At 45.3% G+C, this 21384-nt stretch carries 23 protein-coding genes and 1 pseudogene; 8 read left to right on the top strand and 16 right to left on the bottom strand.

The window, feature by feature from the left end; genetic code table 11:
• Positions 1-9: 9 nt before the first annotated feature.
• Genes BP688_RS00600 through BP688_RS00610 form a run of 3 tightly spaced genes read right to left on the bottom strand, consistent with a single transcriptional unit; the run spans position 10 to position 1251 of the window.
• Positions 10-603: a VIT1/CCC1 transporter family protein gene (locus BP688_RS00600; RefSeq protein WP_290598231.1), complete on the bottom strand. Its 594-nt coding sequence runs from the start codon at positions 601-603 to the stop codon at positions 10-12.
• Positions 600-1016, bottom strand: a complete 417-nt coding sequence (locus BP688_RS00605) for a hypothetical protein (protein WP_290623741.1) — start codon at positions 1014-1016, stop codon at positions 600-602. The genes BP688_RS00600 and BP688_RS00605 overlap by 4 nt, the downstream gene beginning before the upstream one ends.
• Position 1017: 1 nt before the next feature.
• Positions 1018-1251, bottom strand: coding sequence for a NifU family protein (locus BP688_RS00610; RefSeq protein ID WP_290598229.1), 234 nt, complete (start codon positions 1249-1251; stop codon positions 1018-1020).
• A 108-nt stretch (positions 1252-1359) separates the two neighbouring features.
• Here BP688_RS00610 and BP688_RS00615 point away from each other — a divergent pair, with 108 nt between their 5' ends.
• Positions 1360-2736, top strand: a complete 1377-nt coding sequence (locus tag BP688_RS00615; protein WP_290598228.1) for a lactate racemase domain-containing protein — start codon at positions 1360-1362, stop codon at positions 2734-2736.
• Positions 2737-2817: 81 nt separating this feature from the next.
• Here BP688_RS00615 and ileS read toward each other — a convergent pair whose 3' ends face one another.
• Positions 2818-5874, bottom strand: coding sequence for an isoleucine--tRNA ligase (ileS, locus tag BP688_RS00620; RefSeq protein ID WP_290598227.1), 3057 nt, complete (start codon positions 5872-5874; stop codon positions 2818-2820).
• A 69-nt stretch (positions 5875-5943) separates the two neighbouring features.
• Between ileS and BP688_RS00625 the strand changes: the two genes are divergently transcribed.
• A complete protein-coding gene (locus tag BP688_RS00625; protein WP_290623743.1) occupies positions 5944-6873 on the top strand; it encodes a dihydrodipicolinate reductase in 930 nt (309 codons plus the stop codon).
• Positions 6874-6880: 7 nt separating this feature from the next.
• Here the strand turns inward: BP688_RS00625 and BP688_RS00630 are convergent, their stop codons facing one another.
• The 4 genes from BP688_RS00630 to BP688_RS00645 are packed head-to-tail and all read right to left on the bottom strand — an operon-like array spanning position 6881 to position 11860.
• Positions 6881-7870 (bottom strand): TAXI family TRAP transporter solute-binding subunit, encoded by a 990-nt coding sequence (locus BP688_RS00630; protein WP_290623745.1) that lies wholly within the window; start codon positions 7868-7870, stop codon positions 6881-6883.
• Complete coding sequence (locus BP688_RS00635) at positions 7871-9898, bottom strand: TRAP transporter permease (RefSeq protein WP_290623747.1); 2028 nt, start codon at positions 9896-9898, stop codon at positions 7871-7873.
• Entirely contained in the window at positions 9891-10358 is a 468-nt protein-coding gene (locus tag BP688_RS00640) for a DUF1850 domain-containing protein (protein ID WP_290598223.1), read from the bottom strand. Before BP688_RS00640 ends, BP688_RS00635 begins: the two co-directional genes overlap by 8 nt.
• Positions 10359-10387: 29 nt before the next feature.
• The gene (locus BP688_RS00645) at positions 10388-11860 is read right to left on the bottom strand and encodes a DHA2 family efflux MFS transporter permease subunit (RefSeq protein WP_290623749.1); all 1473 of its coding nucleotides are present in this window, start codon (positions 11858-11860) and stop codon (positions 10388-10390) included.
• A gap of 78 nt (positions 11861-11938) precedes the next feature.
• On the opposite strand from BP688_RS00645, the gene BP688_RS00650 reads away from it, so the two are divergent.
• On the top strand, positions 11939-12925 hold the full coding sequence (locus BP688_RS00650) for a hypothetical protein (RefSeq protein ID WP_290598221.1): 987 nt from the start codon (positions 11939-11941) through the stop codon (positions 12923-12925).
• Here BP688_RS00650 and BP688_RS00655 read toward each other — a convergent pair whose 3' ends face one another.
• From BP688_RS00655 to BP688_RS00665, 3 genes are read right to left on the bottom strand one after another with little or no spacing between them, the layout of a single operon-like run.
• Positions 12926-13621, bottom strand: coding sequence for an ABC transporter ATP-binding protein (locus tag BP688_RS00655; protein ID WP_290598220.1), 696 nt, complete (start codon positions 13619-13621; stop codon positions 12926-12928).
• A complete protein-coding gene (locus BP688_RS00660; protein ID WP_290598219.1) occupies positions 13612-14358 on the bottom strand; it encodes an ABC transporter permease in 747 nt (248 codons plus the stop codon). Before BP688_RS00660 ends, BP688_RS00655 begins: the two co-directional genes overlap by 10 nt.
• Positions 14355-15368 (bottom strand): ABC transporter substrate-binding protein, encoded by a 1014-nt coding sequence (locus BP688_RS00665; RefSeq protein ID WP_290598218.1) that lies wholly within the window; start codon positions 15366-15368, stop codon positions 14355-14357. Before BP688_RS00665 ends, BP688_RS00660 begins: the two co-directional genes overlap by 4 nt.
• A 95-nt stretch (positions 15369-15463) precedes the next feature.
• Between BP688_RS00665 and BP688_RS00670 the strand changes: the two genes are divergently transcribed.
• Positions 15464-15934 carry a helix-turn-helix domain-containing protein gene (locus BP688_RS00670; RefSeq protein ID WP_290623751.1) on the top strand — a complete coding sequence of 157 codons (471 nt, stop codon included), beginning with the start codon at positions 15464-15466 and terminating at the stop codon, positions 15932-15934.
• Here BP688_RS00670 and BP688_RS00675 read toward each other — a convergent pair.
• Complete coding sequence (locus BP688_RS00675) at positions 15924-16187, bottom strand: DUF4405 domain-containing protein (protein ID WP_290598216.1); 264 nt, start codon at positions 16185-16187, stop codon at positions 15924-15926. The two genes, BP688_RS00670 and BP688_RS00675, sit on opposite strands and share 11 nt — an antisense overlap.
• Before the next feature lie 83 nt (positions 16188-16270).
• On the opposite strand from BP688_RS00675, the gene eif5A reads away from it, so the two are divergent.
• From eif5A to BP688_RS00690, 3 genes are read left to right on the top strand one after another with little or no spacing between them, the layout of a single operon-like run.
• Positions 16271-16657: a translation initiation factor IF-5A gene (gene eif5A, locus BP688_RS00680; protein WP_290598215.1), complete on the top strand. Its 387-nt coding sequence runs from the start codon at positions 16271-16273 to the stop codon at positions 16655-16657.
• The gene (speB, locus tag BP688_RS00685; RefSeq protein ID WP_290598214.1) at positions 16657-17478 is read left to right on the top strand and encodes an agmatinase; all 822 of its coding nucleotides are present in this window, start codon (positions 16657-16659) and stop codon (positions 17476-17478) included. Before eif5A ends, speB begins: the two co-directional genes overlap by 1 nt.
• A gap of 33 nt (positions 17479-17511) precedes the next feature.
• The gene (locus tag BP688_RS00690; RefSeq protein WP_290598213.1) at positions 17512-17856 is read left to right on the top strand and encodes an Mth938-like domain-containing protein; all 345 of its coding nucleotides are present in this window, start codon (positions 17512-17514) and stop codon (positions 17854-17856) included.
• A 1-nt stretch (position 17857) separates the two neighbouring features.
• Here the strand turns inward: BP688_RS00690 and BP688_RS00695 are convergent, their stop codons facing one another.
• The 4 genes from BP688_RS00695 to BP688_RS00710 form a co-directional block, all read right to left on the bottom strand.
• Positions 17858-19669, bottom strand: a complete 1812-nt coding sequence (locus tag BP688_RS00695; RefSeq protein ID WP_290598212.1) for a DNA topoisomerase VI subunit B — start codon at positions 19667-19669, stop codon at positions 17858-17860.
• Positions 19666-19896: an Lrp/AsnC ligand binding domain-containing protein gene (locus tag BP688_RS00700; protein WP_290598211.1), complete on the bottom strand. Its 231-nt coding sequence runs from the start codon at positions 19894-19896 to the stop codon at positions 19666-19668. Before BP688_RS00700 ends, BP688_RS00695 begins: the two co-directional genes overlap by 4 nt.
• Before the next feature lie 66 nt (positions 19897-19962).
• Positions 19963-20238 carry a DUF2080 family transposase-associated protein gene (locus tag BP688_RS00705; protein ID WP_349681798.1) on the bottom strand — a complete coding sequence of 92 codons (276 nt, stop codon included), beginning with the start codon at positions 20236-20238 and terminating at the stop codon, positions 19963-19965.
• Between the two features lie 74 nt (positions 20239-20312).
• Positions 20313-20843, bottom strand: a complete 531-nt coding sequence (locus tag BP688_RS00710; RefSeq protein ID WP_290623753.1) for a TIGR00267 family protein — start codon at positions 20841-20843, stop codon at positions 20313-20315.
• 55 nt (positions 20844-20898) lie between these two features.
• On the opposite strand from BP688_RS00710, the pseudogene BP688_RS00715 reads away from it, so the two are divergent.
• Positions 20899-21339: pseudogene (locus BP688_RS00715) on the top strand (ISNCY family transposase); the annotation flags it as partial.
• Between the last annotated feature and the right edge of the window lie 45 nt (positions 21340-21384).

A 21384-nucleotide genomic window follows, 5' to 3' on the forward strand; every position in this document is an offset into this window, starting at 1 on the left:
AAAAAGTTTTCAGATGAAGTGACTTGGGCTAAGGATGGTCACGAGTAAAGCTGTGAAGATACCTGCCAGTAGCATTCTCAACCCACTCAACACGATATTAAATTTTGCAACCCGTCCCATTATTGACCCAACAACGAAAAGACTTGCGAAACCGAGGGATACAGCCACAGTAAAGGCCTCCTCTATCGGAAGAAAAACGTAGGGAAGAAGAGGTATGAATGCGGCGACAATTGGAGCTACTCCATGAATTATTGAAGAAACATAAGCCGCAAACCGATGCGCCCTGTCAATAGAGCACTCTTTGGAGTTTATTAGCAGAGCTCTTTCCTTTCTGTCTTTCATTATTTTTTGCTCTATCCTTTCAGCCTCAAAAGCACCCCATGAACTTGAAATCCCAAGAGCTAAAGCAGTTGCAACACCAGCAGAGAGAATCAGCCTTGAACTCGCCTCACCAGCCATATGTGCTCCGATGATCATACCAAGAATTGTTAGAACGCCATCAAAGAAGCCTATCACAAAATACCTTCGAGAAACTGAGGCTATGTCTGTCATTCTGCTATAAAGTTCTAACTCGCCTTTGAACTTCTTTATTCTGTCTCTCATCGCAGTATATCGAGAATTTCCTCAATTTCGAAGTTCATCTTGGAGAGTTTCTTTTTAGCATTTGAATATGCTATAGGCTGAAATTCTTTGTTTTGTGCTTTCTTCAAAAGGGCTTCAAATTCCGAACCTGTCAAAATTTGTTTGAGGTAATTCATGAACTCGTATCGTCCAAGAACCTCAACATCCTGTCTCGTTTCAAATTTATAGGAATTGAAAATTATAGCTTCGTTTTTCCAGCATTTTTCACATTCACAAACAAGAATTTTTTTGCTATCGCTTTTAATCCATAGCTTTTGAATCATTAACCCTCCACAACTACAGAATCCACCAAAGAATTCTTCTTCAACCTCTTCACCGGAATAAACAGTGTCTTCTAAAATAACCTTTTTTAAAGGCTCTACAAGCCTGATCATATTACACTGGGACTATTTTCTTCACTTCAGGAACTTTAGCTCGCAGATACCTCTCCACGAAGGATGTGAGAGTAATCATTGACATCGGGCAACCACCGCATGCACCGAGAAGCTGAACCTTAACAGTTCCTGAGCTCTCATCAACGTCAACTACCGCTATATTGCCCCCATCCCTCATTAAAGCCGGTCTTATATCTTTTTCGATAACCTCTTCAACCTTCTCTCTGAGTGACATGTCCCACTCTCTTTTTGGAGAAATAATAAGTTTTTGGTCTCTCGGTTTAAGTGAGAATTGCATGTATTTTGGAAAAGGATTTTATAATTCAAAATTGTTAAATAAGTGATGAAAACAGAAATTGTTTTTGGTGATAGATGGATTGAGGTCGAGTTTCCCGACACAGCCGAGCTTGTAAGTCCCGGCTACGGTTTGGCGAAGCTTGAGCCTGCGGATAATCAGGAAAAAGCAGTTGAGAATGGGGTGAGGAACCCGCTCGATATTGAACCAATCAGTGATTTTGTCCGCAAGAACTGGAAGATAACGATAGCCTTTGATGATCCTACCGTTCCCTGCTTTGGTCCTGTTTGGGTTATGGCTTTCCGTGCTGTTATTGATGAGCTTAAGAGAGCTGGAGTGCCGAAGAGCAATATAAAGCTGATATGTGCGAACGCTCTTCATAGAAAGTTCAGACTGGGAGAGCTTGAGAGAATTCTGGGAAAGGAAATTGTTGAAGCTTTTTCAGGCCAAATATCGTGTCATGATGCAGAGGATAAACAAAACACGGTAAAATTAGGAGAGACAGCTGAGGGCTATCCGGTTGAGGTCAACAAAGCTCTGATTGACTCCGACCTTACGATCTACATAAACGTCTTCGCCTCAGCCTTCAACGGAGGCTGGAAGTCCATCTGCGTAGGACTCTCGACATGGAATACAATCAGATGTCATCACACGCCCGATGCTATGTCTATGTCCGCTGAAAGAAACCCGATGCACGAGATTTTAAACAGAATGGGAGAAGTTGTCAAATCAGAGATTAAAAGGGAGATTTTCAAAGTTGAGACGGTTATGGCCAATCCTTTTCAGGTTTCAAAGGTCTTCGCGGGAACGATTGACAGATGTAGAGAGGAAGTTATGAAGATTTGGAGGGAAAGGGCAAAGAGAAGGAGGGATTTGCTTGAGAAGAAAGTTGATGTTGTCTGCTATGGTGTCCCCAACTGGAGCCCCTATGCAGCTTTTTCGAAAATGAATCCATTGCTTACACTCGTATCTACCGGACTGGGGTATCTCGGAGGGGTCATCGAGGGCATTGGAAAGAAGGGTTGCGATGTTATAATGGCTACCCCCTGCCCGAACCAGTGGGACCTCACTGCACATGCTTCTTATCCTGAAGTCTGGGAGATTCTCGGTGAGCTTAGGGAGCCAAACGAGATTATGAAGAGGTACGAGAGATACTATGCCGACCATACCGAGTACATTGCAAAGTATCGCTACAATTACGCCTTCCACCCGGTTCATGGTCTGATGGCCACCTACCCGCTGAAAAGGCTCAACCATGCGGGCAGAGTTATAGTCGCAGGTATAGAGGAGCCAGAGCTGGCTGAACACCTCGGCTTCCTGCATACGCCCACTGTAGAAAAGGCAGTTGAGATTGCTCAAGAGCAGCACGGGAGAGATGCAAGCATTGCTGTTGTGAAGTATCCGATGATGGTTAGCAGGCAGTAACTTTTGATGCTTTCTTTAGTTTTTAACCAAGGATTATGGAACTTCTGAAGATTTTAGCATATCCACTGCACCGGGTAAATCCTACAACTTCCTCTTTACCCCAATCTTCACCTTCCTGCCATCAACATCCCACTCCCTGACGTATCCTTCAGCCTTTCCGAACTCCAGCTTCTCTGATCTCGTTTCACTCTTTATGTAATCCTCCCAACCCTTCACAAGCTCAGGATCAATTTCCACACTCGTTTCAATGAATTCTTCAACATCCAAATCGAGTTCCTTCCTCATCTCCTGAATTCTCCTGATCAGCTCCCTCGCATACGCCTCCCTTATCAGCTTATCGTCGAGTTCCTTGTAGATGTAAACGAAGCCTCCGGGAAAATCTGCATACTCATACCCCTCCGGAAGCTTGTAATCCACAACCAAAGCCTCTCTGCCATCAATCTCCACTCCCTCAAATTCAATCTTCTCTGGGATTTCCTTCAGAGTTGAGACGTAATCGGCAAACTTCCCGACTTTGTCCTTGAGCAGCGGCCCGATAACTTTGTAGTTGGGCTTGATGACAAGTTCCTTCTCAAAAGAGGTTACCACTCTAACGGTCTTAACATTGCACTGATACCTTATGATTTCCTCAAGTGCTTCCACCGCCTTCCTTACCTTCTCATTCTCGCTCTCAACAACAAGCTCTCTCAGAGGCCATCTGAGTTTTCTCTTTGCCTTGTTTCTCGCATTGCTTGCTGCCTCAACAACATCCTTTGCAATCTTCATTGCCTCTTCAAGCTGTGTGTCAATGAACTCAATCTCAGGCTCAGGATAGCTCTCTAAGAACACGGACTCCTCACCATCCCTGAATCGCTTAATGACGTGCTGGTAGAACCACTCTGATATGAAGGGTGCAAAGGGAGCAATTATCCTTATTGACTTGTCAATAACCCTGAACATCGTGGAATATGCAGCGATCTTAGACGGAGAATCCCTCTCCTCCCACACCCTTGGCCTTATGAGCTGGATATACCACCTGCTGAAGTCCTCAACAAAGAATTCGAAGAAGGCTCTCACAACCCTGTGTATTTGGTAGCTCTCCATCGCGTCATTTGCTTCCTTACAGAAGCTTTCAAGCCTCGATAGAATCCATCTGTCCTCTATCTTCAGCTCTCCCGCCTCACCGTCAAACCTGTAGTTGTCGAGATTCATGTACGTGTAGGCAAACCTTACGGCATTCCAGACGATGTTGAGCATCCTGTTTACATTCCTCGCCTCTTCCCAGCTAAATCGCAAATCTTCCCAAGGGGCTGAGTAGAGTACGTAAAGTCTGAAGCCGTCAGCACCAATCTGCCCGACCACTTCTTCAGGCTCAACGACGTTGCCGAGACTCTTGCTCATCTTCCTTCCCTGCTCGTCGAGGGTGAAGCCGTGCATCAGAACGGCTTTGTAGGGGGCCTTATCAAAGCAGATCACCGAAGTGCCGAGCTGAGAGTAGAACCAACCTCTCGTCTGGTCATGTCCCTCTGTTATGAAATCAGCAGGCCAAAGCTGTTCGAACTCATCCTTTTTAAGCGGGTATCCTATGCTCCCCCAGCTCGCAACTCCACTGTCGAACCATACGTCAAAGACGTCCGGAACCCTCCTCATCTTCCCCCCACACTCGCAATCGAAGATGACAGCGTCAATCTTCGGTCTGTGAAGATCGAGGTCATTCTCCCAAGGAACTTCTTCTATGCTGCCAACAACCCTGATTTTGCCGCATTCCTCACAAATCCATATTGGCAAAGGAATGCCCCAGTAACGCTGTCTGCTTATGCACCAGTCCTTCGCGTTGCTCACCCAGTCCTTAAACCTCGCACTTCCCGCCCACTCCGGAATCCACCGAACCATGTCTATTTCCCTGATCATCTCATCCTTCAGTCCGGTGATCTTTATGAACCACTGTTCCGTCGCTCTGTAGATTATGGGAGTCTTGCAGCGCCAGCAATGCCCGTATCGGTGAACAACCCTCTCCTCAGCAAGCAGAAGGTCTTTTGCATAGAGATCGTCAATAATTTGGTCGTTAGCCTCTCTGACGTGCATCCTCGCATACTTCCCGGCATCTTCAGTGAACACCCCTCTATCATCAACGGGATTGAAGACTTCAAGTCCCTTTTCAATACCAAGCTCGTAATCCTCAACACCGTGCCCTGGAGCTATGTGGACACAGCCTGTGTTCTCTGCTGTAACAAAATCAGCGAAGAAGACCTGATGCTTCCAGTTTTTCTGGGCGGGCACTTCACTGCTCAGAGGATGCTCATACTCAAGCCCTTCAAGGTCTTCCCCCAGATACGTCTCCACCACTTCCCAGCTGCTGTAATCACCCTTTCCAAGCACACTGTCAGCGAGCTCTTTTGCGAGAATTAGATACTCTACCTTTCCGTTTCTAATAGCCCTAAATTTTGCATACTCAAGGGAAGGATGGACGGCAACGGCCATATTAGCTGGAAGAGTCCAAGGCGTGGTTGTCCAGATTACAATGAAGGTGTCCTTTTCACCCTTAACCGGAAACTTGACATAGATTGAAGGGTCTTCCTCATCCCAGTACTCAACCTCAGCATCTGCCAGTGCGGTCTCACAGCGGTAACACCAGTTAACTACCATCTTCTTTCTCTCAAGCAACCCCCTTTCGTAAGCCCTCCTTATCGCAAACCATGCTGCATTCATGTAATCTGCCTTTATCGTCATGTATGGCCTCTCCCAGTCCATCCACACACCCAACATCTTGAACTGCTCGGTCATCGCATCCTTGTTCTTCAGAGCGTATTCCATGCACTTCTCGATGAATTTGTCAATCCCGTAGCCCTCAATGTCTCTCTTCGTCCTGAATCCGAGTTCTTGCTCTACCTTAACCTCAATCGGCAATCCGTGCATGTCCCAGCCGGGAGTATCCGTCGGAGCAAAGCCGCTCATCCTCTTGTATCTCAGAATAGTATCTTTGATTACCTTATTCCACGCCGTTCCGAGGTGTATTCTGCCCGTTGTGTAAGGAGGGCCGTCAACAAAGTAGAACTTTTTACCCCCCTTTTCCTTTACCTTTCTATAAACCTCATTATCTTTCCAGAACCTGAAAATCTCGGATTCCACATTCTTGGGTGAGTATTTAGCGGGAAGCATGAAACCACAACTCCTCGTAGATTAAAAAAGTTACTTGAAAGCTTTAATATCTTCTTCACCATCTACTTTATGGATGTCGTCATCTACGGATTCGGTCCGATTGGTAGGGCTATTGCCGAGTGCTGTGTAAAGAGAGGATACAATGTTCTTGGAGCTGTAGACATCAACCCCGAGCTCAAAGGAAGGCAACTTAGCGATTTTGGTATTGACTCCAGTGGAATTGTGAAGGACAGTCTCGATTTTGAAGGGGATGTTGCCTTTATCTGCACCGGTTCCTATCTCGACAGAGTCTATCCACAAATCGAGGAGTGTTTAAAAAGAGGTTTCAATGTTTTGAGCACATGCGAGACATTAAGCTACCCGTTCTACAGATATCCCGAGCTTGCAGCAAAAATTGACGAAATGGCAAAGAAGTGCGAAAAGACTGTTGTTGGAACGGGCATAAACCCCGGATTTCTACTCGATGCTCTTGTAATCACTCTTTCAGCCCCATTCGTAGAAATCGAGAGAATTAAAGCAGTTAGGAGTATAGATGCGTTGAAGAGGAGAGGACCCTTCAGGAAGAAGGTTGGAATCGGTCTCAATGTTGACGATGCTGAAAAAAAGCTGAGAAACGGTGAGATTACAGGACACGTGGGCTACGCCGAGTCCGTTCTTTTGATATCAAAATCGCTGAGCTTCGAGCCGGATGAAGTAAGAGAGGGGCAGAAATTTGTAACTGGAGAGGACGATAAAGTTATCGGAGCTATTGGATTTGGAAGCGCGCTGAAGCAAGGGAAGGAGAGGATAAGGGTAGAGTTTCACGCCTATGCGAAGGCAGAGGAGTATGAGGAGATAATTATAGAGGGAGATAACAGCGTAAAATGGAGATCAACAGGGACTAAGGGAGACCTCGGCACAGCAGCGGTAATCGTGAATCTTGCGGACTGCGTTGCCAGCTGTGAGGCAGGACTTAAAACTATGGCCGATTTGATTCCCTTCAGGTCAAAAATAAGGTAGGAAAAAATTAAATTAATCCCTTTTCTTTGTAATACTTCTCTGCTCCCGGATGGAGGGGGATTGGCATTCCCTCAAGAGCGGTTTCAAGCGTTATGTCTGCCGCTCTCTTGTGAGCAGCTTCAAGAACGTCCCTATGCTCAAAGATGGCTTTTGTAACCTCATAAACGAGGTCTTCTGACAGATCAGCATTGGTTGCGAGCATCGCAAGAACTGCAACGGTCTTAACATCCTCATCAACACCCTTGTAGGTTCCGGCAGGAATTGAGACCTGGGTGTAGAAGGGGTAATTATCCTTAAGCTTTTGGTATATCTCATCAGGAACTTCTACGATGGCCACATCTCTCACGGCAGCGATGTCGCTTACAGCAGCAGTTGGAATTCCAGCAACGATAAATCCAGCATCTATTGTCCTATCCTTGAGAGCATCTGAAACCTCCTTGAAGTCCAGGTACCTTATCTCCGTGTTGGATTCATCAATTCCAGCAGCATTCAGAATTTGCAAAGCGTCAACAGCCGTTCCGGAGCCGGGGGCGCCAACAGCTACCCTTTTTCCTTTGAGGTCGTAAATAGTCTTTATTCCATTCTCCTTCAAAGTTACTATCTGAATTATTTCGGGATAAAGGGTTGCAACCCCCCTCAGCTTGTCAACCTTTGCGTCCTTGAACATCTCAATGCCGTAATAGGCATAGTAGGCTACATCATTTTGCATGAGACCAAATTCAGCTTCAAGGTTGCCAACCTTCCTCGCATTGACAACTGAAGCACCGCTCGTCACAGCTGTGGCTTTGATTCCCGGAGCGTACTCGGTTATGGCCTGAGCCATTGCTCCTCCAATTGGGTAATAGGTTCCAGCAGAGCCTCCGGTTACAATCGTTATTTCCTGCACTTCAGCCACAGTTGTTGTTGCTTCCGGCGTTTTTGGAGTCTCCACCTGCTGTTGAGCGCAGCCAAGAAAAAGTACTGATGTCAGCACCAGCAGAACAATCCATCTTTTCATTTAATTCACCTCATCATGTAAACTGTAATATTGTTTTAAAAAGATTCCTGCAAAAATTACGAAACCAACAATCTTTAACATCGAGTCGGGAATGAGAAGGAGTGCCCCCGCACCTAAGGAAATAATCCTCAGTGTTCTGCTAATAGGTCTGAGAACGCAGCCAATTGTCCCCGCATTTATCGCCATTATACCCAGCATGACCGAGATAACAATCAGAAGAAGGTTTAGAATGTCTGCAGGTGTCTTGATACCAATAAGCAGCAGTGCCGGAGTGAATATGAAAAGGTAAGGCACGAGATACTTACCTATTCCTATTTTTACGGCATTTATTCCGGTCTTCCAAGGATCGCTGCCGGCTATTGCAGAGCCAGCGTAGGCTGCAAGTGCCACCGGTGGTGTGAGATCGGCAGCAACTCCAAAGTAGAACACAAACATGTGTGCAGGAAGAACAAGCTCAGGATATGCTTCGAGAAAGTCAATAACACTCATACCATACCCCTTTGCCACAAAAGTTATTATCGCCGGTGCTGCAATCGTGCTCGTTATAATGTAGTTAGCGGTCGTCGGAACGCCCATCCCCAAAACAAGGGAAACTACCATCGTAAGCAGGAGGATTATTGGTAGATATCCGTGGGATAGAGCTATGGCTGAGGCTGCGATTTTGAATCCAAGTCCTGTGAGGGTGACTACCCCGACTATTATGCCTGCAGAGGCGCATGCCATCGCAACCGTTGCCGCGCTTCTCCCGCCATGCTCAAGGGCAGATAGAATGTTCAACAAAGACTTTTTCAGCAGTTCTGAAAAGGGGTATCTCGAATCTTTCGGCCTTCTAATGTTTTTAAGGATAGGTTCAAGAACCATTATTATAATTACAGTATATATAGAATACACTGCAGCAAGAATCGGTGTATAGCCGTTCACAAGCATGTAGATGATTACAAAGAGGGGGATCAGGTAATACCACCCCCCTTTCAAAACCTGAAGGGGAGAGGGCAGTTCTTCTCTTCTCAAACCCCTCAGGTTCTCCTTCCTTGCCTCAAAATCAACAGCGGAAAAAACCCCAAAGAAGTATAGGAAGGCAGGAATTATCGCAGCATACACAATGCTGATGTAGGGCATACCAACGAACTCCGCCATTATAAAGGCTGCAGCACCCATGATTGGCGGCATTATCTGCCCTCCGGTTGATGCAGCTGGCTCAACCGCACCGGCAAATTCGGGCTTATATCCAGCTCTTTTCATCAAGGGAATCGTGAAAGCTCCGGTTGTGACGGTGTTCGCAACAGAGCTACCAGATATTGTTCCCATAAGTGCTGAAGATACCACCGCTGCCTTAGCCGGCCCACCGACCATCCAACCGGTTAGAGAGAAGGCGAGGTCAATGAAGAACCTTCCAGCACCTGATTTTTCGAGAAATGCGCCAAATATGACGAAGAGCACTACAAAGCTTGATGAAACTGCTATTGGCGTTCCAAATATTCCCTCCTTAGTGTAGTAAAGATGCTCCAGAATCTCTGTCCATTCATAGTCTGGGTGAGAGAGAGCACCGGGCAATCCAGAACCGAATTTGGCATAGAGTATGAACACAATGGCCACTACAACTAAAGCAGGGTTAATCGCCCTTCTCGTGGCTTCCAGAACAAAAATCACAGCCAAGAAAGCAATCAGGAAGTCAAAGGGTGTAAATCCTATCGCAGCCCTGAACAAAATTTCCCTGTAATTCATGGCAAGGTAAAAAGCTACGTAAAATCCAATCAGTGCAAGGATGAAGTCGTAAATAGGAATTTTATCCTCAACTCTTTTCTTTGTAAGCGGGAAAATAAGGAAGGATAGGGCAATGGCAAAGGCAAGATGGATGGATTTAACAATGTCGTGCTGCAGAAGTCCGGTGAATGAGCCATTAACGACATGAAAAGTTGAGAATGTTATCGCAACAATCGAAACTATGACGGTGTATAAACCCTTTAGCTCTCTTTCGTGGAGGAACTTCTTTTCAAGTTCCGTTACATCTATACTTTCCTCATCCATCGCACCACCTATGAAACATGGCCATCAGAGGGTTCTTCTTAACAACCCTTATTTCAACGAAATCCCCGAATTTTTCCAAACTTATGTTGAGGTTATCGCTCTCCAAGGTAAATCGGTTAACCGGACTTGTTGAAATCCTGAGCACATCCACGTGCCTTTTAATTCTGTACTCAAACCACTCGTCTCCTTTGTAGCGCACTATTGAAAAGTTTTTCTCGGTGCTTGGCAGTCCCCATCCTGCAGACTTTACAAGCGTTTTGTAAAGAAAAAGGGAGGTTTCGCAAACCCTGTAGAAGTCAATTTCCTTTGAGAGTTCGACTGAATGAACGAATGATACCGAAAAATCAGAAGAGGGAATTATACAGCTACCTCTTTCACCTGAGACTTGCAGATACGTGGACTGGAAAGACAGAGTTATCGCAGCAGCAAAAATCAATAATACGACTTTTTTCTTTGTCATTCCTTTCGCCTTAATTTTTCCACCATCATTTAACCGGCTACCCTCCTCAGATGCTCCTCTCCACTGAGAAACAGCACAATAACAATAAGACTGACAATTGGAAGCCATAGAACTGAGTGGAATAGATAATGAAGACTCTCAATGAAGGAGTCTGACATCACTACGAGTGGAACAGGGTTGCCCATTACTGCCAAGAATTTCAGCATCCCCATCGTTCCCGGATCGGGCAGCTGATTACCGTAGCCCGGAATGAGGTCTTTCATTTTCTCCGTCAGCAGAACCCCTCCAATTGCAACTCCGAGAGCTTGAGCAAGGGTGTTTATAGTTCTCACCGCACCATTAGCCATTCCTGCCTTGTGGGGTGGCACTGATGCCATGATGACGTTGAAGGCTGGAGGCATCAAAAGACCGATTCCAACTCCGAGTGTCATCAGTTTCGGAAACAGTTCCCAATACTCAGTATCATAGTCAATTGTCGAAAGGAAATACAAGCCAATGAAGAAAAAAATTGGGCCTATGGTCATCATGTATTTCGGGTTTATCCTGTCACTGAGCCTTCCGGCAACTGGTGCTACCACGGCATTTGTCAGAGGTATGGCGACGAGCCAGTAACCAGCATCCTCTGCTGTCAACCCCTTAATACCCTGAAGAAAGAAGGGCAAAATGAAAAGACTGGCTGAAAGACCAAGGAAAAGGATAGACAACGCCGTTATCCCTACAGTGAAATTTCTTACTCTGAATAAGCTCACATCGAGCAATGGATACGGATACGTCATTTCCCTGACTATGAATGCCAGTAGATAGGGAAAAGCAATGATGAAGCATGCAAGCGTTTTCTGATTCCACCATCCCCAGTCCTGTCCTTTGATTATACCCAGCGTTAAGGCGCCGAGACCGACAGATAGCAGAATCAAGCCAACAAAATCAATTGGTTCCTTGGTTTTAGCTGGCATTGGAGGTAGGAAAAGCCACGCCATCGCAACTGCAGCTATGCTAACAGGAACATTAATGTAAAAAACCCAGTGCCAGCTCAAATTTGTTGTCAACCACCCTCCAATTATCGGACCGAGTGAGAACGCAGATGCGGTTAAAATTGCATTTAGACCCATTGCAGCTCCCCTTTTACCCGGTGGAAACAACTCTACCATGATTGCGAGAATGTTACCACTGAGCATTGCACCTCCAAAGGCCTGCAAAACTCTAAAACCGATGAGAGATCCAACATCCCAAGATTCTGCACAAAGGTAACTACTGAGGCCAAATAAAACCATCCCGGCCATGTAATAATAGTCTCTCCTCATCATGTCGCCGAGCTTACCTGCGAGAACGAGCAAAACAACCATTGTGATTGTGTAGGCGTTGAGTATCCACTGCACATCGGAAGCCTTTGCGTTGAAATCCTCTGCAATTCTCGGCAATGCAACGTTTAGAACGCTGACATCGAGAAGAACCATAAACAGACCAAGACCAACTGGGATCAACGCAAGCCAGTTACTTCGCATGATTTCTGAATTTACTGAAAAATAAATTAAGCTTTTTGTCAGCGTAAAGGATAAATGTGCTCAAGTGGCAAGCATGTTATGAAACTACACTGGTGGGGTGCACCTGAAAAAATTGCAGAGAAGGCTGAACTAAAATCTCCGGTGGAAAGATTTGAAGGGTCAAATTTAATAAAAAAAGCAGGTCAGGTGACGGTTTTTCTAAGTGGTGTAATGGTTCTTGAGAAATACGATGCCAACAGGCTTTTCGGCAGCAAAGACACAAACGATTTGTTTGTTGCAACAACGTATCAGGTAGGGACGGAGCCAACGATTACAACCGTGCATTACATCAAGGAGAATGCTGAAATCGGATGGCACGGTGATTTTTTCAGCAACGTTGTCTTGGCTGAAGATGATTTCACTTCTGACCACATAACGCTGAGAGTGCAGGTGTATGATCTGGATAAATACGACAAATACAAAGATTTTGTCGAAAAGGTCTTCAAAGAGTTCGATGTTGGTTTGATTTTCCCTGCTCTTCTGCCCTACATGGCATTTGGCTCAGCCATATCGGATCAAATTTTGAGGCTTATAGATTCTCTGGACACCCACGACAGGATAATTGACGAGCGAGTCAGGTTTGCAATTGCAGAGCCTAAAACCGGACAAAAGATACTGCAAACAGGACATTTTGTATGCTTCAGAGAGAGTATAGACGCTGAAGACGAAAATTTGTATTTGGACAAAAATCTCAGGGTTGTTCACGAGGATGGAAAGAGGTTTGATGGCTGCAGCTATGCTGTCTACACTGTAACCGATGAAGTTTACACAGACTACAGATGGAAAATAGATCAGAAGATTGCAAAGCTTATTTCGGAGCTAAATGGCAAGGGAAATAGCGGTGAAGCAGCAATACATTTCCTGCGTAAGACGATGGAGGCATACACAAAATACCGTAAGGCTGAAAGATACGTCGAATTGAAATCTAAGTCTGAACTCACGGAAGAGGAAAAGAGGTTACTGAACAGACTTGAGAGGGAAATAAGGTCGGACGAAGTGTTGAACCATCTACTGTCGGGCGTATAGCTACTCCAAACTCCTGTATAACTCCACCCTGAGTTCAGCAAAATCCTGCGAAGTTCTATCCCTCGGCTTTGGTAGGTCTACTTCAACCGTTCTGACAACTCTTGCCGGGCGTGGTGAAAATACCACAATCCTGTCCGCAAGAAAGAGAGCTTCATCAATGCTGTGAGTGACGAAAACAACAGTTTTTCCTTTAACTATCTTCAAAAGTTCCTCCTGCATCCTTTCCCTTGTCCGTGCATCGAGACTGGCGAAGGGTTCGTCCATCAGTAACAAATCCGGCTGAACCGCCAATGCCCTTGCAATTCCGGCTTTCTGTCTCATGCCACCGCTCAACTGCTTTGGATAGTAACCCTCAAATCCTGAGAGACCGACAAGCTCTATAGTCTCTCTCACTGCTGGAGTATTCACTTCAAATCCCGTAGCCTTTACCGCAAACATCACGTTTTCGTAAACAGTCTTCCAAGGAAGAAGTCTATCATCCTGAAAAACGAACCCTATCCTGCCTCCGGAATCAAAAACGATTTCTCCACTGTCTGCTTTCTCGATCCCCGCTATTATTTTGAGTATTGTGGTTTTACCGCATCCGCTCTCTCCGATTATGCACAAGAACTCTCCCTCATCAACGCTAAAGGTAACTCCATCAAGAACCTTCAGAGTTCCGTAGTATTTCGAAACGTTCAGAACCTTCAACGCCATGGCATCACCAATCTTTCAGCCCTGAGCAGCACCGAGTTCATAAGATACCCCACTATCCCGATCATGGCCATCCCTGCAACGATCTCCGCAACCCTCCCACCAACCTGATACATCGTCATGATGAAGTATCCAAGCCCCTCACCCGATGTTGCAATCATCTCGGCAGCAATTATGCTCATCCACCCCACGCCAAGCCCTATTCTTATTCCTGTCATTATACCCTGCAAAGAGTGGGGGACAACAATCTCCTTCAGAATGAGCAAATCATTGGCTCTGAATACCTTCGCCATCTCAAGAAACTCCTCAGGGACGTTTCTTGCGTAGTCAAAGACCGAAATCAAACAGGGAAAAAAAGACCCGACGAAGACTATGAAAATTTGCGAAATCTGAACAGTGTTGGGGAAAGGTGCAAAGATGATGTAAGCGAGAGGAATCCATGCCAAAGGTGGGATTGGGCGAATTGCCTCGATTGCAGGCATTAAAATCTCTCCTACATTTCTGTTCCAGCCTGTCAGAATGGCGAGCGGAATGGCAATACTGAAGGCTACTGATGATGCAAAAATGACTCTAAGCAAACTTGCCCACGCATGTTCAAGGAGTGTTTTTCCGAGAACGGGTTCGGGAGTGAAAAGGAGATAAAAGAACTTCTCAGCCACCTCGTGGGGGTGAGGTAGTTCAGTAAAGAATGCCACTACATACCATAGAAAGATAAAGAAGGCAGCACTTTTCAGTCTCATGTGCCTATCTCCAAACCTGCCTTTTCAGCAGCAATCCTTAGCAAGAAATCCTGTACAGTGCCGAAACCCGGTATGGCGACCTTCTTTCCTGCAAGCTCCTCCAAGCTCTTTGCATCCTTTGCCACGATCGCTGAACCCTCATTGTTCGCCCCCGCAATGATGCTGATGCTGATGTCATCATTAACCCTTTTCAGAGTAGCCGGAGCGCCGCCGAGATATCCTGCATCAATTTCCCCATTCTTGAATCCCTCCATCTCCATCACACCGTTCGCAAACTCCTTCGCTTCCACCTCCAATCCAACCTGCTCGTAGTAACCCTCCTTCATCGCAACGTAAAAGGCAAGCTGGTGCAAGTCGGCTGTCAAATATCCCACTCTAACTTTCTTGTTTACCTTCTCAGGCACCCAGTTCTCGTTCTCCTTCAACCTTTCTAAGACATAGTTGTAAAACTCGCTGTAGAGAAGGTCTTTCAAAAATTCATCTTCACTGTCATATCCGAGGTCTCTTGGCTTTTTCGTCAGATACCCTCCCCTTTCGAGTTCCCGATAGTATTTAACAAACTCTTCTTTGTCTGGATACTCGACAAACCTTATCCTCTCCAGAGCCTCCTCTATAACCTCCCTATCTTTGCCTGTAAATTCTGAGGCATATTCAAGAACTTTTTCTCTGTTCTCCTCTGAATTTATGAATCTTGTTGCCTTAACGTGTGCCCAGACAAGGGCAACAGCAACATCCCTGTTTGATTTGTCTGATATCGCGACAACACAGCATGGGTGATTCGGCCATATATCGTGTGAGGTAGATATTATTTTTCCAAAACCATTCACAACAGCCTCGCTTACAAAGGGCTCCCACGCAACGAAAGCATCAATCTCCCCAAGCTTAAGTTGCTCCACCATATCACGAGGAGACATTGTAACAACTTTGACCTTTTTCTTCTCCATTTCAGTCTGCTGACATCCAGCGAGGATTATCGCAAATACCACTGCGAGGATAATCAACCTTCTCATGCCTTAACATAACTCTCCTTGATTATAATCTTTCCCATTTGGCTTGATATTATCCAAATCAGAAAAATTTTATTTATTAATACTCTATTTTGGTCATGATATCAAGACTTGTGGAGTGTATCGCGAGAGGCGAAGATTTTGGGAGATGCCTTGGAAGGGTGCTTGCTGAAAAAGGTCTGACGCCTGCAGAATTTGCGAGAAAAGCTGACATTCCTCAATCAACGCTTTACAAGATTCTAAGAGGTTACAAGCCGAGATACGATACGCTTGCTAAAATTTTCTCCGCTCTGCATGAGGAAAGAAACTTCGTTGCCCTGATCGCCGCAAGGTATGTTGTGGAGGAAAAGAGGTTTGATGAAAGAGTTAGGGTTTACCCTGCTACCACGCTCGAAGATGCGATAGTTGCGGTTGTGAGAGCTGAGAAAGATGGAGCGAGAGCGATTATTTGTGCACCAATAATCAGCAGTCTCGTCGAGAAGATTGTTGACGTGCCAGTGATAACCATAAAGCCGGAAAAAAGTGTTGAAAGGGTAGTCAAGATGGCAATTGAAAAATTCAACCTTTAAGGGTTTCCCTTATGTACATCCTCACACAGGCTTTGTTCTCGATGACGTGCAGGATGATGAGGATTGCTGCCGTCAAGGCAAGATAGGTATGGATGTCCTGCCAGAACTGCTTTTGAAAGCCGAAAATTATTAACTGCCCTGCCTTAGGGCCATGGGGCCAGAAGTATAGGACAAGACCAGTTATTGCTGTAACAATTCCGGTGGCGACCATCGAGTAAAACAGAACGATCCTTCTCACTTTTCTCCAACTCATACTGATACTAATTTGATTGGGATTTAATAACATATGGGAAAAGTTTAAATTTACACAAAAGAAAGCAGCGAAGGGGGTTGAATATGAGGCAGCAGGTTGAGGTTAGACAGCTCAGAGAGGGGGGATACGTGGTTATTGATGACGAGCCTTGTGAAATTATCAGCATGTCTGTGAGTAAGCCCGGTAAACATGGTGCTGCAAAGGCAAGAATTGATGCTATCGGCATTTTCGACTCGCAGAAGAGGAGTATAGTTCAGCCCGTTACAGCAAAAATCTACGTTCCGATAGTCGAACGGAAGAGGGCTCAGATCATCAGCGTTACGGGTAACGTAGCCCAGCTAATGGACATGGAAACCTACGAGACCTTTGAACTTGAGATCCCAGAGGAGCTCAAGGACAAAATAGAACCGGGAAGAGAAGTGATGTATCTTGAGTCTCTCGGAAAGAGAAAGATTGAGAGAATGGCGTAATGCACATTGACTCCTATTTCTCAATTTCCAATTCGAATTTGGAAGAAGCTGAATACGTTATATTCGGAATACCATACGACGCCACACAATCTTTCAAGTCAGGTTCGAGATTTGCCCCGAATGCTGTAAGGGAGGCAAGCTGGAATCTTGAAAGCTATTCTAATCTTTTTGATGTTGAGCTGAGTTTGATTAGAGTATGCGATGCAGGAAATGTCAACTGCGATGGACCCTTTGAGAATATACTAAAGAGAGTTAACGAACTTACGTCTGGAATTGGGGCTTTTACAATTGCAATCGGCGGCGAACACACCGTGAGCGTTGCAGCATCACAAAAGTTCGATGATGCCTGTTATGTTGTTTTCGATGCCCACTTCGATCTGAGAGATGAGTTTGATGGTAGCAGATACAACCATGCATGCACAATAAGAAGAGTTCTTGAGAGCGGTAGGGATGTGATAATTCTTGGAGTGAGAAGCGGGACAAAGGAGGAAAAGGAGTTTGCTGAAGACAATGTGAAATGGATTTACTCTTGGGGATATGACATTGGGATGGCATTGAAACTTTTGAAGAGCTACGACAGGATATACCTTTCATTAGACATGGATGTCTTCGATCCATCCTTTGCTCCCGGAGTATCAACTCCTGAGCCCTTTGGCTTAGCCCCTTTAGACTTTTTGCGACTTGTTGAAAGGATTGCTGACAGAGTTGTCGGTTTTGACGTATGTGAAGTTGTTCCAGACCAGAATAAAATCACCCAAACCTTAGCTGCCAAAATCATTTTTGAGGTAATAGCGGCGAGGGTTGCAGGCGGGACAGGTTAAAGGATTATATGAAGTGTGGGTGAGTTGAAAACCATGAAGGTTGAGCATTACTCCTTCGGCAGGATAAGGATTGATGGAAAAGAATACACTTCTGATGTTATAGTGGGTTCAGGCTATCTGAGGGATGGATGGTGGAGAAAGGAGGGGCACCGAGTTCAGCTTGAGGATGTTGCCAGCATACTCGATCTTGACTTTGAGGTTATAATTTTCGGTACAGGGGCGAATGGAAGGGTTAGAGTTGACGATGAAGTGGTAAGGGCTTTTAAAGAGAGGGGAAAGGAGGTCATAGTGGCGATGACGGGTGAGGCGGTCAAAGTTTACAACGAATTGCTGAAAAAGAATAGAAAGGTAATTCTGGCAGCTCATCTTACCTGCTGAGTCATTCCAGAGCCATAATCTCTGCACCACTTAGAATATCCTTTTCCACACCCTCAACAAGCGGTTTTCTGTTGAGTATTCTACCCCTGAGGGAATATCTCAGCTCGACCTCCTCGTCGGGCTTCAGTGCCACGATCCATGAGACTGTTGTATATCCGGAGGACGTTATCTTCGCACCATCAGCCTTTACCTCCCCAGAGCACATTTCAAACACCTTTAACTCTTTCTTGGACTTCGTGAAGTTCGATACTCTCAGAACGACTTCCTTGATTCCGTTCTGCTCCGCCACATCCCTCTCGATGTGTAGATACCCCATGATCCTCGCGACTATCTTGTCCACCTCGATGGGGTCTTTCTCCAGAACCTCGCAGACTTTACGAGCGATGAGTGGTAAAACCTTGCTTATCATCTCCTCCTTCTTTTTCTTCTTCTGCTGTCTGCTTCTTCTATCTATATACTCCTTAAGCCTCCTCCCTGCCTCCTGCAGAGCTAAACGTGTTTCGTCAATTATCTCTGGGATTGCTGCCACAGCCTCCTTCGATTCTGAAGTGTAAGGGATGTTTGTCGAGGCAACATGGACGAGGATGACGGCAGGGGCTGAGGGCAGTTCCCCCTTATTCTGCATCAAACCATAGGTCTTCCAGTTCACATTCTCAACTGCTTTTGTCAAAGCACATCCTCCCTGCTGATAGAGTAAGGGAATCTTGTTCGCATACCTTAGCAGCATCACCTTCTCTGTCTTTATCTCCCCCCCATACGCGATTCCGACCTCCACGAGGAACGGATGACCAGAGTAAACTTTCGGCTTCCTTGTTACAGCATAAACGAATTCCGGAGAATACTGTGCCATCAGGCTCCTTGAAATCATCTTCTCCCCTATTGGAGACAGACAATCAGTCGGGGGTGGCAGAAAATCCGTGCTGCGGAAGGCTTCGAGAAGCTTAGCGGCTTCATCTCTCCCCATTTCCTGTGGTTTCTCAGTTCCGCCAAATCCTGCCCTTCTAAGAACGTCTTCCGCTATCTTGTCTCCAACCCTTACGAACTCCTCCTTAAGGAATTTTTTAAGCGTATTCGCCTTTGTTGCCTTGAGCATGTTCATAAGGGTTCCAAGCTCTATACCATGGGGATGGGGCTTGATTGACTTTGGTGAGGGTGGAATTTCATCGGTAACCCTGCCAAACTCGTGTATAGCTCCATCTGGTTCTACAAAGGTTATTTTTGCGTGTGGATTTATAACCGCAGTTTCTTTCAGGTATTCAAGGACACTTTGCTTTCTCTCTCTCACGTAATTTCCGGCAATTTCAAGCTCGATTTTTGTCCCGCTTGGAAGATACCAGTCTTCCTCACACTCTTCAACAATTTCTGGCTCGTTTCTCTTCGTATTGATGTACAGCACCATCTTAGTTGCCCTCTCATCATCGGCTGTTTTCGATATCACTACTGCCGGCTTTCCAGTTGTTAGCTGAGCATACAATACCGCGGCGGATATTCCTATCCCCTGCTGACCTCTGCTCTGTCTTATTTCGTGAAATCTCGACCCGTATAGTAACTTCCCGAAAACTTTGGGTATTTGTTTCCTCTCAATTCCCGGTCCGTTGTCCTCAACAACGACTCTGAAGTGATCGTCAACCTTTGATATTCTGACAAAGATGTCAGGTAGTATCCCCGCCTCCTCACACGCATCGAGGGCGTTATCAACAGCCTCCTTGACGACGGTGATGATAGCCTTGGCGGGGTTGGAGTAGCCGAGTATGTGCTTGTTCTTCTCGAAGAACTCCGCAACGCTAATCTCTCTGTGCTTGCTCTCCGTCATATCTCCGCTCCAACGACGGTTTGGGTTTTTGTAACACCCTCAATTCCCCGTATCTCATCAACAAGCCTGTTCAAGTCTGACAAACTTTGAGTGTCAATGATTACAACAAAGTCAAATTCCCCAAAGACGTGGTAGACCTCTCTTACATCCTTCTTTTTTTTAATCTCAAGATAAACTTCTTTCTCCTTTCCTGGAGCCACATTTACCATTGTCACTCCAATTACCATGATATCTGGTGGATTTTATGATTTAATACTTTTTCCCGCAACAACCGGTTTTGGGACAAAATTCCCTTAATCCCTGACAACGATCACATAGGCCCTCCACCCGATATACCTCTTTGGAACATCAACCTTTGCTGAATTGCCGAAAGGAGTAACCCTCTTCTCAAAAACAACCTCAACTTCTTCTTTCAACACGAAGTCACGTTTCTTAACTTCATCCTTCTCGTATTTAGTATATTCATAGAAATACTTAAATATTTTTAGTTCAAATTTGAGTATGAATCTTGGATTCGGGGTGACAAAGAAGTTTGCAGGAAATTCTGTAAGTTCCGGATGAAATTGCAGAGGAGATAGAGAGGGTTAAATTGAGGAGTCAGGTTATTAAATTGCCCCATACTGTCAAGATCCACAGAATACCATCAGATAAGTCTTAAACCTCTCTCGATAGCAAAAGTTGCAATGGCTGTTACAACTCCCATCAGGCCCATTTTGGCTCCTGAAATGAGGATGTTTCTCTTCGACACAATTCCATAGTACACACCAATTATGAAAAGTGATGTCGCTGTCAATCCAACAGAAAGGGCTAAAGCGAGGTTGACGCTGTATCCAACTATCAGTGACAGAATGAAAGGAAATACAGGAAGAAAGCTGCCGAATGCAGTTGATGTTCCATCTATAATCCCCCTCAACATGACTTTTTTTCTGATCTCCTTGTAAATTTCCGTTTTTCTGAGGTCTAAAAGCATTGATTTCTCAACTTCGCTGAGCTTTATTTCCTCTTCAACCATTTCAGCAGAGAATGCACCGAAGGCATTTGAAATTGCATTTGCTATGCCTCCACCAATTCCGGCAGAAATGACAATGCTAATTTCAGCATTTGAAGCTCCTATTACAACCCCGAGTACAGAAAGGGCACCGTCTATAAATCCCCTGACCACCTGTCTTTCCATAAATCCCATTCAGAAAACAGACACTTAATCTTTTACTTTTAATTCAAATTACGACGTCTTTAGGATAACCAATATTGAGAAGGAATATACGTTGGACTTGGTTATTCAAACAGATCGGAGAAGGACGCCTTTGAGAAAACGATGAAGATGCTCAAAAACGTAGATGTAAAGATCAACTCGATCTCTCTCGGTAGATATTTACAGCTTCAGAAAGGTTCTGAGGATGTTTGACGTTGAGACTGCTGTTTACGTCATTCCAAAGCGAAATCTTGCCAGAATAGGATTTGAGTGGTTGAGGGTTATCGAGAGGATTGTTGAAATGCCATACAGGTTTTTGAAGATGTATTTTAAGAGGAATTTGAGTGAAGCAGGATTCTCTGCTGATAAGAGAAGGTTTGGATGGTTGATAAGGCAGAGAAGGGGGGACAGGAGAGAGATGGCTTTGTTTGCTGTCGGGCTGTTGCACAACTTATTTGCAGTGAGGGTGGTGGGGTAGTTTTGTCCCAAAACTCGCAACAACCAAAACAATCAAATAAACTAA

The organism is Archaeoglobus sp. UBA230 (assembly GCA_002507545.1).
Classification (GTDB): domain Archaea; phylum Halobacteriota; class Archaeoglobi; order Archaeoglobales; family Archaeoglobaceae; genus Archaeoglobus.

Coding starts and splice junctions, on each gene's coding strand:
- BP688_RS00600 (WP_290598231.1), bottom strand. CDS start 603: ATGAGAGACAGAATAAAGAAGTTCAAAGGCGAGTTAGAACTTTATAGC.
- BP688_RS00605 (WP_290623741.1), bottom strand. CDS start 1,016: ATGATCAGGCTTGTAGAGCCTTTAAAAAAGGTTATTTTAGAAGACACT.
- BP688_RS00610 (WP_290598229.1), bottom strand. CDS start 1,251: ATGTCACTCAGAGAGAAGGTTGAAGAGGTTATCGAAAAAGATATAAGA.
- BP688_RS00615 (WP_290598228.1), top strand. CDS start 1,360: ATGAAAACAGAAATTGTTTTTGGTGATAGATGGATTGAGGTCGAGTTT.
- ileS (WP_290598227.1), bottom strand. CDS start 5,874: ATGCTTCCCGCTAAATACTCACCCAAGAATGTGGAATCCGAGATTTTC.
- BP688_RS00625 (WP_290623743.1), top strand. CDS start 5,944: ATGGATGTCGTCATCTACGGATTCGGTCCGATTGGTAGGGCTATTGCC.
- BP688_RS00630 (WP_290623745.1), bottom strand. CDS start 7,870: ATGAAAAGATGGATTGTTCTGCTGGTGCTGACATCAGTACTTTTTCTT.
- BP688_RS00635 (WP_290623747.1), bottom strand. CDS start 9,898: ATGGATGAGGAAAGTATAGATGTAACGGAACTTGAAAAGAAGTTCCTC.
- BP688_RS00640 (WP_290598223.1), bottom strand. CDS start 10,358: ATGACAAAGAAAAAAGTCGTATTATTGATTTTTGCTGCTGCGATAACT.
- BP688_RS00645 (WP_290623749.1), bottom strand. CDS start 11,860: ATGCGAAGTAACTGGCTTGCGTTGATCCCAGTTGGTCTTGGTCTGTTT.
- BP688_RS00650 (WP_290598221.1), top strand. CDS start 11,939: ATGAAACTACACTGGTGGGGTGCACCTGAAAAAATTGCAGAGAAGGCT.
- BP688_RS00655 (WP_290598220.1), bottom strand. CDS start 13,621: ATGGCGTTGAAGGTTCTGAACGTTTCGAAATACTACGGAACTCTGAAG.
- BP688_RS00660 (WP_290598219.1), bottom strand. CDS start 14,358: ATGAGACTGAAAAGTGCTGCCTTCTTTATCTTTCTATGGTATGTAGTG.
- BP688_RS00665 (WP_290598218.1), bottom strand. CDS start 15,368: ATGAGAAGGTTGATTATCCTCGCAGTGGTATTTGCGATAATCCTCGCT.
- BP688_RS00670 (WP_290623751.1), top strand. CDS start 15,464: ATGATATCAAGACTTGTGGAGTGTATCGCGAGAGGCGAAGATTTTGGG.
- BP688_RS00675 (WP_290598216.1), bottom strand. CDS start 16,187: ATGAGTTGGAGAAAAGTGAGAAGGATCGTTCTGTTTTACTCGATGGTC.
- eif5A (WP_290598215.1), top strand. CDS start 16,271: ATGAGGCAGCAGGTTGAGGTTAGACAGCTCAGAGAGGGGGGATACGTG.
- speB (WP_290598214.1), top strand. CDS start 16,657: ATGCACATTGACTCCTATTTCTCAATTTCCAATTCGAATTTGGAAGAA.
- BP688_RS00690 (WP_290598213.1), top strand. CDS start 17,512: ATGAAGGTTGAGCATTACTCCTTCGGCAGGATAAGGATTGATGGAAAA.
- BP688_RS00695 (WP_290598212.1), bottom strand. CDS start 19,669: ATGACGGAGAGCAAGCACAGAGAGATTAGCGTTGCGGAGTTCTTCGAG.
- BP688_RS00700 (WP_290598211.1), bottom strand. CDS start 19,896: ATGGTAATTGGAGTGACAATGGTAAATGTGGCTCCAGGAAAGGAGAAA.
- BP688_RS00710 (WP_290623753.1), bottom strand. CDS start 20,843: ATGGAAAGACAGGTGGTCAGGGGATTTATAGACGGTGCCCTTTCTGTA.